This is a genomic window from Mycobacterium sp. E136 (assembly GCF_001666865.1).
Taxonomy (GTDB): Bacteria; Actinomycetota; Actinomycetes; order Mycobacteriales; family Mycobacteriaceae; genus Mycobacterium.
In genome coordinates this window covers 1-16,605 of sequence record NZ_LZJE01000214.1, presented here as the reverse complement: position 1 = coordinate 16,605, position 16,605 = coordinate 1, and the positions used below count along the sequence as shown (strand labels likewise).

Genomic DNA, 16,605 nt, shown 5'->3' with positions numbered 1-16,605 from the left:
CTCTGATGATGTTTGTGCGCAGCACGCTGTTGGCGGCCGTCGCCGTCGCCGGTTCCCTGACCACCGGTGCCCACACCGCCGCGGCCCAGACGCAGGACGCGCAGGGCGGTTGTCAGCCCGCGCTGTCGGCGCCGGAACTGGTGATGCTGGCCAACGGGGCCAAGGCGGTTCGAGCACGCCTGACCATGGCCACCTGTTCTCCAGACTCCCAACCGACCGATGTCGTCGTATGCCTGGAGGCCGCGAACGGTCGCAGCGAATGCAAAAAGCTCCCCGGCTGGAGCAACGTTCACGTCATGATGGCCGCCACCCCGCCGGACGGCGCGTTCACCGCAACCGGGCAGGTGTGCTGGTTCGACACGCTGAAAACGTTCAACACGGGTTGTCGAGCCGCCGACCCGATCACCGTCACGTTCTAGTCAACGCGATTTCTGCAGCAGGGTCGTGATTCTCGCGAATTCGCGACCCTGCTGCAGATTTCGGCGCGATCAGTTACCGCCCGGCGGTGCCAGCATGTCCTGCCACGACTTCGGGCCGCCGGCGGCACCCAGATCGCTCTGCGTGTACATCTTGCCGTCCGGCGCCATGTACTGCCCGCTGGCCGGGTCGTATTCGGCGACGGCGACCGGCGGAGCGGGGGCGGGATCCGGCAGCCCGGCGCCCGGCGCGGCGGGATCCCGCGGGGCGGGAACGCTCTGCCCCGACAGCGTGGCGTTCGGGTCGCCCTTCCATGCGTACCCGTCGTTGAGCGGCACGAATTCCTCGTCGCTCTCGCACATTTTGGCCGTCGGCGCGCGCTTGCCCGGCTTCTGCACACACGGGGTGTTACGGGCACCACGCACGTTGAACGGTGAATCCTGCGGCACCCGGCAGTACATGTCGCCTTCCGGCACCGGCGGATAGTCCTCGTGGGCGGCTGCCCGCCGCTGCTGGGCGGGCAGGAAGCCCGTGGTGCACGCCGGCGGCAGGTTGAGGTTCAGGTTGAAGCTCAGGTATGCACCGGGGTAGTCCACCTTGGTGTTGCGGTTGGGCACACCGCTGGCCTGCACGATCGCCGCGCCCTGCGGCAGCAGCACCAGCAGCTGCTCGAGGTTGGGGCGGTACACGGCCGCCACTTCGGCCACCGAGGCCAGGTTCGCCAGAACGACGGGCAGTGTCGGCTGCAGTTGGCTGAACAGCGCCCGGACCTCGTCGGCGGCGCCCGGCCCCTCCTTGAGCACCGTGGCGACGTCGGCGTCCTGGTCTCGCAGCTGATCGGTGACGGTGGCCAGGTTCGCCGCCCACGCCTCGATGGAACCGGACGTCTCGGTTTGGGTGTCCAGAAGCGGCTTCGACTTGTCGACAAGCGTCGTCAGTTCGTTGACGTTTGCCTTGGCGTCGAGGGCCAGCGCGCTGGCGCCCTTGAGGAACCGGGCGATCTCGGGACCGAGCCCGCCGAACGCGATGTACGCCTCGTCGACGACCGTCTTCAGGTTGTCCTGCGGAATCGCTTGCAGGCCTTTGTTCGTCGCGCTCAGCAGCGAGCTGATGTTCGGCGGCACCGACGTCTGGTCGCGGGCGATGACGTCGCCATCCTTGAGCGGCGGCGAGCCTTCGCTCTGCGGGATGAGGTCGATGTACTGCTCACCGATCGCCGAAACGCTGTGTACCTCGGCCTTGACGTCCGAGGGGATCTCGACGTCGGAATCCAGCGACAGCACCGCCTCGACACCGTTGCCGGTCAGGCCGACCGACTCCACCCGCCCGACCTGATATCCGCGGTAGGTGACGTTACCGCGTTCGTAGAGTCCCCCGGCCTCCGGCAACTGCGCGGTGACCGTGTACTGACCGACGCCGAACAGCAACGCCGGCAACTGCAGGATCGGGAAGAACATGATGGCGACGCCGAACAACGCGATCGTCGCCACGACGATCAACTGGATCCATATCCGCCTCGTCAGAGTCATTTACGGTCCCTGATTGAACTGGTACGGGACGACCAGCGGATTGCGGGCCGTGTACGGGCTGGGCATCTGGCCGATCGTGCGTCCCCATTGCATCTCGAGCTCGGTCAGCTCGCCTTCGAGGAAGGTGCCGGTGAACAACCCGGCGTCGAGCCTGCTGAGAGTCAGGTCAACCACCGCGGTCAGGTTGGCGTAGTCGCCGCGCAGCCATTTCGGCAGTGTCGGCTTGGGGAACGGGAACGTGGCATAGAAGTCCAACGACCGGGTCAGATCCTGGCCGGCGTTGGCCAGCGACTCGAGCACCGGCCCCAGATCCTTGAGTTCGGCGACCAGGTTCTCCTTGGTCTGGTTGACCGAATCGGCGGCCAGCGCGCTGAATTTGCCGATCTGAGCCACCGCCTCGACAAGCACGTCGCGTTCCTCACGCAGCACGGCCAGCGCCTCCGGGACGGTCTTGAGCGCCCGGTCGACGATCGGCTTGTCGTCGGCGATCTGACCGACCAGCGTGTTGAGGCTCTCGGCGGCCGCGATGATGTCGCCTTTCTGGTCATCGACGTACGCGACGAAGGTATCGAGTTGGGTGATGAGACTGCGCAATTGGGCACCGCGTCCGTCGAGCGCCAGGCTCAGTTCCCTGGTGATCTCACCGATCCGGCCGACACCCCCGCCGTTGAGCAACAGCGACAGCGCGCTGAGGGTCTGCTCGGTCGTCGGGTACGCGCCGGCGTGATCGAGCGGAATCAACGATCCCTCTTGGAGTCTGCCTTCCGGCGGTTCATCGGTCGGCGCCGCCAGTTCGATGTGCAGCGACCCCAACAGGCTGGTCTGCCCCAAGGTCGCGGTCGCGTTGGCGGGCAGGTTCACATCACCGTTGAGCCGCATGGTCACCAGCGCGTGCCAGCCCTGGCGCTCGATCTTGCTGATGCTGCCGACGACGACATCGCCGACCCGCACCCGGGAGTTGGCCTTGAGGTTCACCACCTGCGGCATCTGCGCCTGGATGGTGAAGGCGCCCGGTCCCTTGCCTTCGGTGCCCGGCAGCTGCAGCGAGTTCAGGCCGCGCCATTCGCTACACCCCGTCAGTGCCAACGAAGCTGCCACCGCCAGCACCAGAAGCGCCAGGCGACAACGTGACCGCATCACTGGCCACCTCCATGCGGAACCATGATGCCTTCGAGGCCGGCCCCGGGATCCGTCGCGACGGGTGCCGGCACAACCGGGGAGTCACCCGGGTTGAGCGGCACCTTGTCGGCGGGTCGAGGCGGCACGAACGGCGCCTGACCGTGGAACGGGTTCGCCGGCTCACCGAACCGGGTGAACACGTTGCCCGCCGGCGGCAGCGGACCACCCGGCACCGGCTCGCCGCCGGCCTCCGCGGGCAGGTTGCCTGCTCCGCCCGACGGCGGAATGTAATCGGGGCGCAGCCAGTCCTCGCTGTAGGTGAGCTCGTTCGGCCGGGCCGTCGCCCCGACGAACGGGTTGAGACCCAGCGGGAAGAAGTTGTACTGCCGGTTCTTCACGATCGGTGCGAGGTACTGCACGCACAGCTTCGCCGACTGCTCGGCGCCGAGTCGCGACGCCGCTTGCACCGCACCACACAGGAACTGAAGCGGATCGGACATGTTGTTGAACGCCAACGCACCCGTCAGCGCGCCCTGCGCCGGCTGATAGATGTTGATGAAGTTCTGGAACGCGTTGGGCGCCACGTGCAGCAGCTGCTTGATGTCGTCGAGATTCTCGGTGAGGATCTCCGACACACCGGCCAGCTTCTCCGACGTGGTGCCCAGGGTGTCGCGGTTCTCGGCCACGAACGTGCGCACGTCATCGGCGACCGACGCGAGATCGCGCACGGCGGCACCGACCTCGTTCGGGTCGTTGGCGACCAACCGAGTCGTCGACGCCAGATTCTGGTTGAGCTGGCGCAGCACGTCGTGACTGTTCTGCAGCGCGTTGACCAGGATCGCCAGATTTCGCAGCGTGCCGAACAGGCTCTTGCTGTTGTCGCCGAGCGCCGAGAACGCGTCCGAGAGTTCGATGAGCGTCTCGCGGATGCCCGCGCCCTGGCCCCGCAGGTTGTCCGCCGCGGTGTTGACGAACGCTCCGAGCGTGCTCACTCCACCGGGCCCGGTGGGCTGCAGGGTGTCGGCCAACCGCTCCAACTGCTGGCGGAATTCGTCGAACTCGACGGGCACTGCGGTGCGGTCCGCCGGGATCTGCGCGCCGTCGGCCATCGTGGGCCCACCCTTGTACGGGGGGACCAACTGGATCGACCGCGCTGTCACCAGCGCCGGTGACAGGATCACCGCCTTGGCGTCGGCGGGAACCTTGACCGCGTCGTCGACGGTGAACGTGATCTTGGTGTTCAGTGGTTGCGGCTCAATCGCTTTGACGGTGCCGACGGGGACTCCGAGGACGACGACGTCGTCGCCGACGTAGATGCCGTTGCTGTTCTTGAAGTAGCCGACGATCGTGTAGCGGTTGGCTGTCGGGCCGAAGTTGACCACGGCGACGGCGCCGACGAGCAGCACGACGAGCGCTGCGGCAAGGCCGATCCGGGCCGGCCTCGATTTCAGTGCGTTCACTGGCCTCCCCCTCCGTGCGTTGAGTCACCTGGCGACGGCCGGTACACGGGCGTCGGCGGCGGCGGTGTCTCCTCCATGCCCGGCGCCGGCGGGGCGGGCGGGCCTGGCGGCGGGCCACCGGGCGGCGGCGTGGGCAGCGGCTCGCGGTGCGGGTAGCAACCGGGACCGGGCAGCGGGATTCCTGGCGGACCGCACTGCTGGTCGCCGGGGTTGCCGGTGATCGCATCGGGAACCGTCATACGGGGTTCACCGCCCTGACCGGTGCGCGGGAAGGGCACCGGCAGTGCGGGCGTGCCCGGCTGGCCGACCTGCGGGTCGGCCCGCTCCGTCGGAGCCAACACGTTCGGGTCGAGACCCAAATCCGAGAACGCGGCGTCGATGAACGGCTGAACGAACTGTCCCGGAAGCAGGTTCACGACGTAGGCCTTGAAGAACGGGCCGGATCCGACCGACTCACCCAGGCCGAGCGCGTAGCGGTTCAATCCCAGGACGGCCTGACGAACCTCCGCTCGGTGGTTGTCGACGATGGCGAGCACACCGTTGAGCTTCTCCAGCGCGGGTTTGAGCTCGGTGCGGTTCTCGGCGATGAAGCCGTCCAGCTGTCGGCTCACCGCTGACAGGTTGCCGAAGAAACTGTCCAGCGCTGCGCTCTGCTGCTGTAGCGCGGCGAGCAGCTCGTTGGTGTCGTGCACGAGGCTGACGATCTTGTCGCTGCGCTCGGCCAGGATGGCGGTGGACTTCTCGGCATTCGACAGCAGGCTGCGCAGCTCGGCGTCGCGGTCGGCCAGGGTCTTGGAGAACCGGCCCACCCCCTCGACGGCAGCGCGCACGTCCGGCGGCGTGTCGGCGAACGTCTGCGCGAGCACTTCGAGCGAGTCGGAGAGCTGGTCGGTGTCCAGGCCGCTGATCGCCGTCGTCAGATCGCCAATCGCGTCGGGGAGTTGGTAGGCGGAAGTGGTGCGTTGCAACGGGACAGGACCGGACTGGGTGCCGTCACCGCGCGGCGTCACCTCCAGCACCTTGGCGCCCAGCACGCTGTTGGTCTTCACCGCGACCTCGCTGCGGTCGCCCACCCGGATGTCGTCGCGGACCTTGAAGGTCACCAGCACCTGGGCACCGTCGAGCTTGACGCTGTCCACCTTGCCGGCGGTCACACCGCTGACCCGGACGTCGGCACCCTGGCGCAGGCCGCCCGCTTCGGCGAAGTACGCCGAGTACTCCTTGCCGATCGACAGCCCCGGCAGCTTGTCGTAGTTCACCGCGGCCACCGAGATTCCGACGAACAACAGCACGCCGATGATCCCGATGGTCAACGGGTTTCGTTCCTGGAAGGACTTCATCGCGGAGTGCACCTCCCCGAGCTCTGACCGGCGACCTTCACGTAGACCGGCTGCCCGCCCTTTCCGTTGAGTTTGAGCACGATGTCACACAGGTAGAAGCTGAAGAAGTCGCCGTAGAGGCCCTGCCGGTTCAAGATCCGGTAGGACTCGGGCAAGGTCTCCAGCAGGTTGTTCACGTAGTCGGCGTCGGCGACGATCGTTCCGGCCACCCGGTCGGCTTCGGCCACGACCTTCTTCAGCGGCGGGCGCGCCTGCTGCATCAGGTCGGCCACCGAGCCGGCGACCTCGCTGGCGTAGGCGACACCGTTGGCGATGTCGGTCTTGCGCTCCCGCAGACCCACCACGAGTTCGGACAGCGAGTCGACGGCCTTGGCGAACTGGTCGCGCTGGTCCCCCAGCGAGCTCAGCACCGTGTTGAGGTTGACGATCACATCGCCGATCAGCCGGTCGCGGTCGGCGAGCGTGTTGGTCAGCGCCGCGGTCTGCTGCAGGAAGGAACTGATCGTGGCGCCCTGGCCCTGCAGGGCGGCCATCAGCTGGCTGGTCAGCACATTCACGTCGTCGGGGTTCAACGCGTTGAACAGTGGTCGGAACCCGCCGATCAGCGCGTCGAGATCGAGCGCGGGCTGCGTTTGAGTGAGCGGAATCGTATGCCCTGCCTGTAATTTCGCAGTTCCACCGACGCCTTCGTCCAGGGACAGGAAGCGCTCGCCGATGAGGTTCTCGTACTGGATGACGGCTCGGCTGCCTTCGGTCAGCACGACCGAGTTGTCGACCGCGAACTCGACGATCACCGAGCCGCCGTCCTGCACCACAAGGTCCTGGACCTTGCCGACCTCGACACCGGCGATGCGCACGAAGTTGCCGGCCTCCAGCCCCGATGCGTTGGTGAACGCCGCTCTGTAGGTCGTCTGTCCGCCGAACCGAACCTGTCCGAACTCGGCGACCATCAGCGCCCACGCCAGCACGCACGCCACGACGAAGATGCCGATGCGCCACAGCACTCCTCGCAAGCTACCCATGGCGGAGGTGGTCCTTCATTGTCTGCTTTCTCGGTTCGGGTGATGACGGCGCGGCTGTCACCGCGGCGGCGGATCGGCAGGCGGCACCGGCTGCATCTCCGCCGGGTGAGGCGGTACGAACGGCTCCACGCCCGGGCGGGGCCCGTCGTCCTTGGGCGCGCCCGGCGGCGGCGCCGGCGGCAGCCCCGGGTACAGCGGGGTGCCATCGGGCGCGTACTGCCGGGCACCGTACGGCGGTGCACCCGGGTACGGGATCGGACCGGGCGCCGGCGGGCCGATGCGGTTGACCGTCGGCGGCTGGCCGTTGGCGCGGGTGTACGGGAAGAAGTTCTCGTAGCCCGGGAAACCGATACCCGGGTTCGGCCGCACGTCCAGGCCACCGCCCCAGCCGGTGTCGGTGACGAGGTGGCGCTGTGGCCAGTTCTGCGCGACGTCGGGTAGCGAGCCACAGCTAGGCTTTCCGCCCGGGCCGCCCTTGGCGCCGATGATCGGCAGATGCTGCGGGTACTTGTACTGGTCGTCGCCGAGAAGCAGTGCCACGTCGAGGATCACGGACTTTCCGGTGGTGCCGCCGGCGACGTCGGCGAACCCGAAGTCGATGACGTTCTTGCCACCGACGAAGGTGCACGTCAGCGACGGGTTGTACTTCATCAGCAGGCTGGTGGTGGACTGCAGCGCGTTGACCGTGCGGATCAAGTTGTCCTTGGACGGCGCGAGCAGGTCGATACCGGTGTTGGCCAGTCCGACGACGTTGAGGAGCAGCGAGTCGAGTTCCTTCTCGTGCTTGGTGATCGTCTCGCTGGTGGTGCTCACGGCGTCGAGCACCGTGACGATGTCGTCGGCGGCCGCGCTGTAGGTGTCGCTGAAGTCCTTGAGTGCGCGCCAGTCCTCGCGGATGGTCTCGGCGCGCGGATTCAGTTCCTGCAGAACCTCGTTGCCGGCGGTGATCGCCTCGCCGAACGTCTCACCCTGGCCGCGTAAACCGTCGGCGAGCGCCGAGAGCACCGCGTTCAGTTTGGCGGTGTCGACCTGTTGGAGCACCTCGACGAGGTTCTCGAAGACGGTGTTGATCTCGGTGGCGACGTTGCGGGCCACCAACACGTCACCCTTCGCGAGACGCTTGGGGCTCGGATCGTCGGGGACGATCAGGTCGACGAACTTGTTGCCGAACGCGGTCGTCGCCTTGATCTCAGCCTGCACGTTCGACGGAATGAATTTGACCTGGTCCGAATCGATCTGGATGTTCAGGCTGGACGCGGTGCCGTCGGGAGCGACACCGTCCACCCGCCCGACCGTGATTCCGCGCAACTTGACGTCGTTGCCGGCCTCCATGATCAGACCGGTCCGCTCGGACTTGACGGTGACCGGGACGTAGGACTTGTAGTTGCCGGTGAACAGCATCCAGTCCACCACGACGGCGAGGATGGCGGCCACGGCCAACATCAGCGTCCACCACCCGGGGTGGATGCGGTTGTCTCCGGCTCTCAGTTTGCGTGCCATGTGCCGCTACCCGGAGATGTTCAGGCCGCCGGCCTGCCCGTAGATGCCCATGGCGACGAACAGCAGCACGAAGATGACCGCAACGAGCGACGCCCGCACGCCGCGGCCGACCGCCGCGCCGACGCCCGCCGGTCCACCGGAGGCGGTGTAGCCGTAATGGGTGTGTATCAGCATCACGATCGTGGCCATCCCGATGGCTTGAACGAACGACAAGATGACGTCCATGGGGTTGAGGAACGTGTTGAAGTAGTGGTCGTAGACACCGGTCGACTGTCCGTAGGAAATGAGGGTGCCGAGTTTCGTCGCGGTCCAGGCCGCCAGCATTCCCAAGCAGTACAACGGGATTGACAGTGCGACCCCCGCCACCAGGCGGGTCGAGCAGAGGTAGGGGATGCTGCGGACGCCGATCACCTCGAGTGCGTCGATCTCCTCGTTGATCCGCATGGCGCCGAGCTGTGCGGTGGCGCCGGCACCGATGGTGGCGGCCATCGCGATCCCGACGATGACCGGACCGGCCAACCGGGTGTTGACGTACGCCGACGCGAACCCGGTCAGCGCCTCGATGCCGACGTTGGCCAGCGACCCGTACACCTGGATCGCGACCAGCGAGCCGACCTGTGAGCTCAGGAACGCCACCACTACGATGGTGCCGCCGATCAGCGCCATCGCGCCGACACCGAGGCTCATCTGTGCGATCTGGCGCAGCAGTTCCACCCGGTAGTAGACCCAGACATCCTTGGTGCCCACCAGCGTCTTGACGAAGAACTGGACCTGTTCACCGGTCCTGTTCCAGCCGTTGACAAGTGGCCTTGTCGAGTTCTGCACCCGCGGCAGGAACGGCCGGGCGGGGGCGCTCACAGCGTCGCCTTCGCGCCGACGATGGTGACGATGGTGCTGACCAGGAACAGCACGATGAACACGAAGACGACGGTCTCGTTCACCGCGTTTCCGACACCGGCTGGGCCACCGCCGACGGACAATCCCTTGTAGCAGGCGATCAGCCCGGCGAGGAAGCCGAACAGCAGCGCCTTGGCCAGCGCGACGATCAGTTCGGGGATCCCGACCAGCAACGTCAGACTCGCGACGAATGCGCCCGGGTTCACTCCCTGAAGGAACACCGAGAACATGAAGCCGAAGAACAGCCCGACAACGATCACGACAGACGTCAGCATGGTCGCGACCAACGTGGCGGCGAGCACGCGCGGCACCACGAGCCGGTGGACCGGGTTGAGCCCGAGGACGCGCATGGCGTCGATCTCCTCGCGGATGGTGCGCGAGCCGAGGTCGGCGCACATCGCGGTGGCTCCGGCTCCCGAGATCACCAGCACGGTCACGATCGGGCCGATGTAGAGGACCGCGCCGAGCGCCGCGCCGGCCCCGGAGGCGTCGGCCGCGCCGACCTCGAGCACCAGCAGGTTGAGGATGAAGACGGTCAGGCACAGGAACGGGATGGTCATCAGGATCGTGGGCAGCAGCGACACCCGCGTCACGAACCACGTCTGCTCGACGAACTCACGGAACGCGAACGGCGGCTTGAACAGCAGCACCACGGCGTCCATCGACATGGCGAAGAAATCGCCGAGGTCGCGCAGCGGTTTCGCGTAGTCCCTCCGCTTGGTATCGGTCACCGGCGGTCCTCGAGGGGGCCCGCGGGCGCGGCCAGTCCGGCCGTCATCACCACTGCGTCGCCGGCGGCACTCTCCATCGCTTGCAATTCCCTCTCCGTCAAGCTCGGCACTTTGACAGGACGTCGGTTGTGATTGGACACACACGCCGACTGCCGCCAAACCGTACACCACGCTTTTCTGCGGGAGCAACACTTCGATGCCCTTAAGCGATGCGTGCCGCTTTTCGGACGACATTTTCGCTTTGGTTTGCTCATCGCGCGTCGTTCTGCATGTGTGACACGGGGCGCGGGCAGGCCGTGCATCCAGCGCGCGACCCGGCGGAACTGGGAGATTCAACGCACGATTGTTTAGTCTGACTATCACCAGTGTTCGGGCGATTTCGGCGAACAGCAGGCGCCGTCATGCAGGCTGGGAGACAACCAAATGGCGCCCCCACGCGAGCCGCCGGCGACTGTCGCCCCCAGCGCCTCGGCCGGTTTGCTGACAGGTGACAGTACTCGTCGCTTTATTGGCCTATTTAAGCCAATTATGGCAATAGATTTCCGCGCGTCTACCGTTGGTATTCGAGGGCCGTCGAGCGCAATATTTTTGCAATTGTATTCCGGCGGAGAATAGCGCTGAAAATCGACACAATGGGCCCGACGTCGCGCTTCGCGAATGTACTTTACGGCGTCTTGTCGAAGACGACGGCCGGCCCCTCCGAACGACCACGGCAGCTCGATGAGACGCGTCTCATCAGGCCGCAAGTGCCCCGTAGTGGGCCCGGGCCGCCGCCGATGCCGAACATCCGACCAGACAAACGACGGTGTAAGAGCAATTCGTAGAATCGCACAGCGCGCTCAATTGTGTCGCGGCCCACACCGGCGGAAGGTAATCGCGCTCGGCCAAAATTGACTAAAGATCTATCTATATAGCTAATTGAGAGTCGCCAGACCGGAAATCGCTGATGCCGCACCGGCATCGCAGATCAATCCGATGTAACGAGCGGAATCCGTTGCTCGACGATGTTGACTCGATCGGGCATCGAGATCCGGTTGCCGCAGGCCGCAGGCTCATTCCACCAGCCGCCAGATCAGTTCGGACACGGCCGCCCGCACGTCGTCGGCCGCAACGTCAGAGACCCGGTTGTGCTGGATCAACCAGGACCGTTCCAACATTGCCATGACGGCCAGCCCGGTGGCCGCTGCGTCGGATGCCGGCGGTCTTGACGCCGCCTTGGCGATCCGCTCGCCGAGCGCCCGCGCCGCCCGGCGGTGTGAGCGCGCCACCGTCGTGCGGAACGCCTTGTCGTCGGGCATGTCTTCTTCGCTACGGATCACGAACGCGCCGTTGCGATCGAGATAGGCGAAGTACTGCGCCACCCATGCTTCGATACCGGCGCGCGATGAGTCGTCGCCGAACAACTCGACCGCGGCGACGGCTTCGCGGTAGGTCGCGGTGCCGAGTTCGACGAACAGTTCGGTCTTGTCGCTGAAGTAGTAGTAGAAGTTCGCGCGGGTGACGCCCGCCAGATCGGTGATGTCGCGGATCGTCACGCCGGAGAACCCCTTGCGGGCGAACGCGACCCGCGCCGCGTCCAGGATCTGCGAACGCGTGCGGCCGGACTTGCGCGCACCCGGGTCTTCAGACGCCATGCCCGACCGGTTCCGGGTAGAAGCCACGAGCCCATGATCGCAGGGCCTCGAAGCCGACGGTCTCCGATGGCGCCAGCGCCGGACGGTCCAAATAGTGCTGGTGCTCCCAGATGCGGATGTCATCGGGCAGGGCTGCCTTGGCGAGCGCCAACCGGTCGGCGAAGTCGTCGCCGGCTTCGTCGCTGATCCAGTAGCCGGCGAAGATGTCCGAGGTGTCGTCGTCAACGGGCGTCGCACAGATCGAGATCACCCGCACGCCGTCGCGGGTGTGCTCCCCGTTGAACGACACCCCGATGCCGGACCAGTAGATCTCGATGGTGTTCAACGTGTCCTCGGGCCGATCTACTCCGTCGGCCCACCTCTTGCCGAATCCCACCTTGGCCGACCAGGTCACGTCGTCGCGCATCTCCCGCAGCACGCCCGGGCTGATCGGGGTTCGGTGCACGAACCGGAAATGGTGCGGATCCACCGCATTCTCCGCGATCACCTGCGGATGCACCCTGACGCGCTCGAACCGGGTGCGACAGTCCGCGGTGAACTCGTGATAGTTGCGCGACGACACGTGCGCGCCCAGCACCGCCCGCCCGTCGGGCACGTCCCACCGCGGCTCGGCACCGCCGGCGTCGTGCCAGATGTAAATCGAGTCGTTGGCCTCGGTGACGGGATACGAGCGGATCCGCCGGCCCTTGTTGGGCCGTTTCTCGTAGGGAATCCGGACGTTGCGCCCCTGACCATCCCAGACCCAACCGTGAAACGGGCACTGGATGCCGTCATCGACGACGCATCCACCGTGGGCAAGGCTCGCGCCGAGATGTTGACAGTGCGCATCGAGCACGCTGACCGTGCCGTCGGCCTGCCGGAACGCCACCAAGTCGCGCCCGAAGTAGTGCAGCGGGATGACGGCGCCGTCGGTGATGTCGGCGCTCCAGGCCACCTGGAACCACCCTGTCGGCGACATGCTCGGCGTACTCATAGAAGTCCTTCCCGGTCAGCGGCTTTCGACGGTCAAACCTACCGCAATTTTTGACAACAATGTCAAAAGTTGAACCGTGTGACCGCCGCCCGATAAGGTCACCTGTATTACTAAGTAAGAGAACTATGGATGACGGGGTCGACATGCAGTGGGGATTGCCATGGCCTGGCGGGCAGACAGCGGGCGAGGCCGAGACCGCGGGTGCCGCGGCGTTCTGTTCAGGTGAGTTCGCCGACCTGAGCGCCTACGTCACCGCGGCCGACATGGCGCGGTCGACGGCGACGGCGATGGTCGGACCCGGTATCGCCTACGCATTCGCGCGCTCACCGTTCGTCCACGCCGCCTCGGTGCGCCACCTCTCCAAACAGGCACCCGGACGCGTCTTCCTCGGCCTCGGCGCGGGGACATCTCGGATGAACCGCGACTGGTTCGCCGTCGACTCCACGCATCCGGCCCGGCGGATGGCCGAACTCATCGAGGTCATCCGTTTGTACCTGACCGCGGAGAACGGCGAGAAAATCCAGTACGACGGCGACTTCTACCGGATCGATGCCGACATCCGGGCACCGGTTCTGGGCCGCCTCGACGTGCCGATCCTGATCGGCGCCTTCAACAGGATCATGCTGCGCACCGCAGGCCGGGTCGCCGACGGCGTCCTCGGCCACGGTCTGTTCACCGACCGCTGGTGGGACGAGGTCGTCGACCCCGAACTGACCTGCGGCGCCGACAAATCGGACCGCTCCGCCGGGGACCTCAAACGCTGGGGTTGGGTGATCACCGCCGTCAACGACGAGGACCCGCAGCGCGCCGTCACCGATGCCCGCCTGCAGATCGCGTTCTATCTGACCGTGCGAACGTACGACTCGCTGGTCGAGCTGCACGGCTGGCAGGACCAGGTGGACGCGATCCGCGCCGCCTTCCGTAGCGGCGACCCGCGATCGATGGCCGACCATGTCACCGACGACATGCTGTGGGCGATCGCTGTGTGCGGCGACACCGCGCATGCCCGCGAGATGCTCGCGAGTCGGAAGCGGTTGCCCGACACCGCGTTCCTGGCGGCGCCCAGTTTCCTGGTCAGTCCGCGTCGGCGCGCGGGTTACGACGCCGCGGCCCTGGCGATTATGCGCGACCGCTGATGACCAGCGCGCTTGCGCTCCTCAAGTCCCCCGACATGGTTTACTGAGTACTACAACTGACGGACGACGAAGGGATCGCTGTGTCTCGACCTGAGTCGCTGGCACCGATGATCTCAGCCGAGGCGACGCCGGGCTCGGTGCGCTCACCCAAGACGGCCGAGCTGGTGGCCCGTACGCTGCGGCGGATGGTGGTCGACGGTCAGCTCAAGGACGGCGACTTCCTGCCCCACGAGGCCGAGCTGATCGCGCACTTCGGGGTGAGCAGGCCGACACTGCGCGAGGCGGTGCGGGTCCTGGAGTCCGAGCGCCTCGTCGAGGTCCGTCGCGGTTCGCGGACCGGAGCCAAGGTCCGGGTACCGGGCCCGGAGATCGTCGCGCGACCCGCCGCGCTGTTGCTCGCCCTGTCGGGCACCACGCTCGCCGACGTGATGACTGCGCGCACCGCGATCGAGCCGCCGGCAGCCAAACTCCTCGCCGACCACGGCACCGAGGACGCACACGCAGAGCTACGGCGACTGGTGGGCGAGGTCCCGGCCGCCTGGGAGGCCGGGCGGTTGGCCGCCGCATCCGCGCAGCTGCACCGCCGCATGGTGGAGCTGTCCGGCAACGCCACCCTGGGCATCGTCGCCGGCATGCTGCACGAGATCGGCGAACGCCACACCGCCGCAGCGATTTCCGGTGCGACCACGGGCAACAACATCGCCAAGTCGGAGTACACCAGGCTGCACAAGTCCTACGTCCGACTCCTCGACCTCGTCGAAGCACGCAAAGGTGATGCGGCCGAAGCGCATTGGCGCAGGCACATGGAGGCCGCGAGCAGGGCGATGCTGCGCGGGCACGAGAAGACCCGCGTCCGCGACATCATGGACTGACAATCGCCGTCACGTTTCTGCCCAATCAGTATTGCCACCACGTAATCAGTGATACGTTTATCTCATTGCGTCGCATGAATGAGACGCCGGTCGCCGATGATCGCAGGAGGTCCGATGGCTGTGAAACCACTCGACGGGGTCCGTGTCCTGGAGGTCGCGCAGTTCACGTTCGTCCCCTCGGCCGGCGCGGTCCTCGCCGACTGGGGCGCCGACGTGATCAAGGTCGAGCACCCGGTGACCGGGGACGCGCAGCGCGGACTGGTGCGTGTCCTCGGTGCTGCCGCGTCGGTACCGGGGTCCTCGTTCGCGCCGATCATGGAGGCCCCGAACCGCGGTAAGCGCAGTGTCGGTCTGGCGCTGGACAATCCGGAGGGTCGACCGCTGCTCGAGGAACTCATCAGGCGCAGCGACGTCTTCCTCACCAACTACCTGCCCGCGGTGCGGACGAAGCTGGGTATCGACGTCGAGGACGTGCGCGCCATCAACCCCGACATCATCTATGTCGCCGGAAGCGGTTTCGGCTCCGAGGGCCCCGACCGCGACACCGGCGGCTACGACGCGACCGCGTTCTGGGCGCGCGGCGGCAGTGCCGATGGCGTCATGGCCGCCGACGCCGACCGCCCGGCGTTCATGCCCGCCGGAGCGTACGGCGACAACATCGGCGGCATCACGATCGCGGGCGGCGTGACCGCCGCGCTGTATCGCAGGCTGGCCACCGGCGAGTCGTCGGTGATCGATGTGTCGCTGCTGGCCATCGGCGCGTGGGCCACGCAGTTCAGTGCCAACATGGCGATGCTCTTCGGTGGTCCGCTGCCCAAGATCGACCGCAAGACCGCAGCCCCGGGCAATCCGCTGACCGGCGGCTACCGCACCGCCGACGGCCGGCACATCCAGCTGTCGATGCTGCAACCCACCCGGTATTGGTCGGAGTTCTGCGGACTGATGGGTCTCGAGCAGTACGCCGAGGACCCCCGGTTCGCGACGTTCGAGGCGATGCTGGAAAACGCCGATGTCGCATACGAACTCGTCCGGGACGCGATCGCCGCACTGAGCTACCAGGAGTGCAAGGAGCGGCTCGGCCGCGGCACCGGACAGTGGGCGCCGGTGCAGGACGCCTGGGAGGTCGCCAACGACGAGTCGTTGATCGCGAACGGCCGGATCGCCGAGGTGGTCGACGCCGAGGGCGCCCCCCGCAAGCTGATCGCCAACCCGGTCAGGTTCGACGGCCGCGACGAGACACTGACCCGCGCACCGCAGTTCGCCGAACACACCGACGACGTGATCCGCGAACTCGGTATCGACGACGAACGGCTCATCGAACTCAAGATCGCGGGCGCCATCACGTGACGGTCGCCAAGATCACCGCCTCCGATGACGGCACGGTGCGGGACCGGTTGATCCGGGCGGCCGACGCCGAGATCACCGAGCGCGGCATCGAGAACATCCAGATGGAGGTCGTCGCGGCCAGGGCAGGGGTGTCCCGCGCCACCGCGTTCCGCCAGCTCGGCACCGTCTCGGAGATGCTCGTGCAGGTCGCGCTGCTGCGTTCGCGCCGCTACGTGGCCGCGGTGCAGACGTCGATGGCCGCCAAGCGCGGGGTGTTCGCCAAGCTGGAGGCCGCGCTGCTCTACACCACCCGCGAACTGCCGAACGACCCGTCGGTCTCGGCGTTGATGGCGCAACGGTCCACCTCGGTGCACCACCCGATGGTCCATCAGATGGCTCTACACGCCATGGGTCCGGTGCTGCGCGAGGGCCAGCGCAACGGTGAGGTGCGCACCGACCTGGACCTCGACGAGATCATTACTTTCCTGATCGAGCAGACCTATCTGTCGGCCGAGGAGATCGACCGCTCAGACGCTGCGGTGCGACGGCGGCTGCGGCACTTCATCATGCCGGCCCTGGCCGCGACCGAAGGCGCTGCCGGAGAACGGTTGTCGCTGACGCGGGAGGCCGAGGACGCGGTCGCCACGGC

Annotated in this window: 15 protein-coding genes; 5 read left to right on the top strand and 10 right to left on the bottom strand. The window is 66.8% G+C overall.

The window, feature by feature from the left end; genetic code table 11:
* The first annotated feature begins 8 nt into the window (after positions 1–8).
* On the top strand, positions 9–419 hold the full coding sequence (locus A5698_RS14015; protein WP_156670753.1) for a hypothetical protein: 411 nt from the start codon (positions 9–11) through the stop codon (positions 417–419).
* Between the two features lie 69 nt (positions 420–488).
* Here the strand turns inward: A5698_RS14015 and A5698_RS14010 are convergent, their stop codons facing one another.
* The 10 genes from A5698_RS14010 to A5698_RS13965 all read right to left on the bottom strand — a co-directional run bounded on the left by A5698_RS14010 (position 489) and on the right by A5698_RS13965 (position 12,622).
* On the bottom strand, positions 489–1,946 hold the full coding sequence (locus A5698_RS14010; RefSeq protein ID WP_068297743.1) for an MCE family protein: 1,458 nt from the start codon (positions 1,944–1,946) through the stop codon (positions 489–491).
* A complete protein-coding gene (locus A5698_RS14005; RefSeq protein WP_068297735.1) occupies positions 1,947–3,083 on the bottom strand; it encodes an MCE family protein in 1,137 nt (378 codons plus the stop codon).
* Positions 3,083–4,525, bottom strand: a complete 1,443-nt coding sequence (locus A5698_RS14000; RefSeq protein ID WP_156670752.1) for an MCE family protein — start codon at positions 4,523–4,525, stop codon at positions 3,083–3,085. Before A5698_RS14000 ends, A5698_RS14005 begins: the two co-directional genes overlap by 1 nt.
* Positions 4,522–5,865: an MCE family protein gene (locus A5698_RS13995; RefSeq protein WP_197506767.1), complete on the bottom strand. Its 1,344-nt coding sequence runs from the start codon at positions 5,863–5,865 to the stop codon at positions 4,522–4,524. Before A5698_RS13995 ends, A5698_RS14000 begins: the two co-directional genes overlap by 4 nt.
* Positions 5,862–6,887: an MCE family protein gene (locus A5698_RS13990; RefSeq protein ID WP_068297730.1), complete on the bottom strand. Its 1,026-nt coding sequence runs from the start codon at positions 6,885–6,887 to the stop codon at positions 5,862–5,864. Before A5698_RS13990 ends, A5698_RS13995 begins: the two co-directional genes overlap by 4 nt.
* A gap of 57 nt (positions 6,888–6,944) precedes the next feature.
* Complete coding sequence (locus A5698_RS13985) at positions 6,945–8,387, bottom strand: MCE family protein (RefSeq protein ID WP_068297727.1); 1,443 nt, start codon at positions 8,385–8,387, stop codon at positions 6,945–6,947.
* Positions 8,388–8,393: 6 nt separating this feature from the next.
* Positions 8,394–9,245: an ABC transporter permease gene (locus A5698_RS13980; protein WP_068297725.1), complete on the bottom strand. Its 852-nt coding sequence runs from the start codon at positions 9,243–9,245 to the stop codon at positions 8,394–8,396.
* The gene (locus tag A5698_RS13975; RefSeq protein WP_068297819.1) at positions 9,242–9,952 is read right to left on the bottom strand and encodes an MlaE family ABC transporter permease; all 711 of its coding nucleotides are present in this window, start codon (positions 9,950–9,952) and stop codon (positions 9,242–9,244) included. The genes A5698_RS13980 and A5698_RS13975 overlap by 4 nt, the downstream gene beginning before the upstream one ends.
* A gap of 1,115 nt (positions 9,953–11,067) precedes the next feature.
* Positions 11,068–11,649: a TetR/AcrR family transcriptional regulator gene (locus A5698_RS13970; RefSeq protein ID WP_068297722.1), complete on the bottom strand. Its 582-nt coding sequence runs from the start codon at positions 11,647–11,649 to the stop codon at positions 11,068–11,070.
* Positions 11,639–12,622 (bottom strand): Rieske 2Fe-2S domain-containing protein, encoded by a 984-nt coding sequence (locus A5698_RS13965; RefSeq protein ID WP_068297719.1) that lies wholly within the window; start codon positions 12,620–12,622, stop codon positions 11,639–11,641. The genes A5698_RS13970 and A5698_RS13965 overlap by 11 nt, the downstream gene beginning before the upstream one ends.
* Positions 12,623–12,765: 143 nt before the next feature.
* Here A5698_RS13965 and A5698_RS13960 point away from each other — a divergent pair, with 143 nt between their 5' ends.
* The 4 genes from A5698_RS13960 to A5698_RS13945 all read left to right on the top strand — a co-directional run.
* Positions 12,766–13,758: an LLM class flavin-dependent oxidoreductase gene (locus A5698_RS13960; RefSeq protein ID WP_068297814.1), complete on the top strand. Its 993-nt coding sequence runs from the start codon at positions 12,766–12,768 to the stop codon at positions 13,756–13,758.
* A gap of 80 nt (positions 13,759–13,838) precedes the next feature.
* The gene (locus tag A5698_RS13955; protein WP_084792436.1) at positions 13,839–14,630 is read left to right on the top strand and encodes a FadR/GntR family transcriptional regulator; all 792 of its coding nucleotides are present in this window, start codon (positions 13,839–13,841) and stop codon (positions 14,628–14,630) included.
* Positions 14,631–14,744: 114 nt separating this feature from the next.
* On the top strand, positions 14,745–15,977 hold the full coding sequence (locus A5698_RS13950) for a CaiB/BaiF CoA transferase family protein (RefSeq protein WP_068297810.1): 1,233 nt from the start codon (positions 14,745–14,747) through the stop codon (positions 15,975–15,977).
* Positions 15,974–16,605: TetR/AcrR family transcriptional regulator (locus A5698_RS13945; RefSeq protein ID WP_068297714.1), on the top strand; the 632-nt coding region annotated here is incomplete at its 3' end. The genes A5698_RS13950 and A5698_RS13945, both read left to right, overlap by 4 nt.

Coding starts and splice junctions, on each gene's coding strand:
- A5698_RS14015 (WP_156670753.1), top strand. CDS start 9: ATGTTTGTGCGCAGCACGCTGTTGGCGGCCGTCGCCGTCGCCGGTTCC.
- A5698_RS14010 (WP_068297743.1), bottom strand. CDS start 1,946: ATGACTCTGACGAGGCGGATATGGATCCAGTTGATCGTCGTGGCGACG.
- A5698_RS14005 (WP_068297735.1), bottom strand. CDS start 3,083: ATGCGGTCACGTTGTCGCCTGGCGCTTCTGGTGCTGGCGGTGGCAGCT.
- A5698_RS13995 (WP_197506767.1), bottom strand. CDS start 5,865: ATGAAGTCCTTCCAGGAACGAAACCCGTTGACCATCGGGATCATCGGC.
- A5698_RS13990 (WP_068297730.1), bottom strand. CDS start 6,887: ATGGGTAGCTTGCGAGGAGTGCTGTGGCGCATCGGCATCTTCGTCGTG.
- A5698_RS13985 (WP_068297727.1), bottom strand. CDS start 8,387: ATGGCACGCAAACTGAGAGCCGGAGACAACCGCATCCACCCCGGGTGG.
- A5698_RS13975 (WP_068297819.1), bottom strand. CDS start 9,952: ATGTCGATGGACGCCGTGGTGCTGCTGTTCAAGCCGCCGTTCGCGTTC.
- A5698_RS13970 (WP_068297722.1), bottom strand. CDS start 11,649: ATGGCGTCTGAAGACCCGGGTGCGCGCAAGTCCGGCCGCACGCGTTCG.
- A5698_RS13965 (WP_068297719.1), bottom strand. CDS start 12,622: ATGAGTACGCCGAGCATGTCGCCGACAGGGTGGTTCCAGGTGGCCTGG.
- A5698_RS13960 (WP_068297814.1), top strand. CDS start 12,766: ATGCAGTGGGGATTGCCATGGCCTGGCGGGCAGACAGCGGGCGAGGCC.
- A5698_RS13950 (WP_068297810.1), top strand. CDS start 14,745: ATGGCTGTGAAACCACTCGACGGGGTCCGTGTCCTGGAGGTCGCGCAG.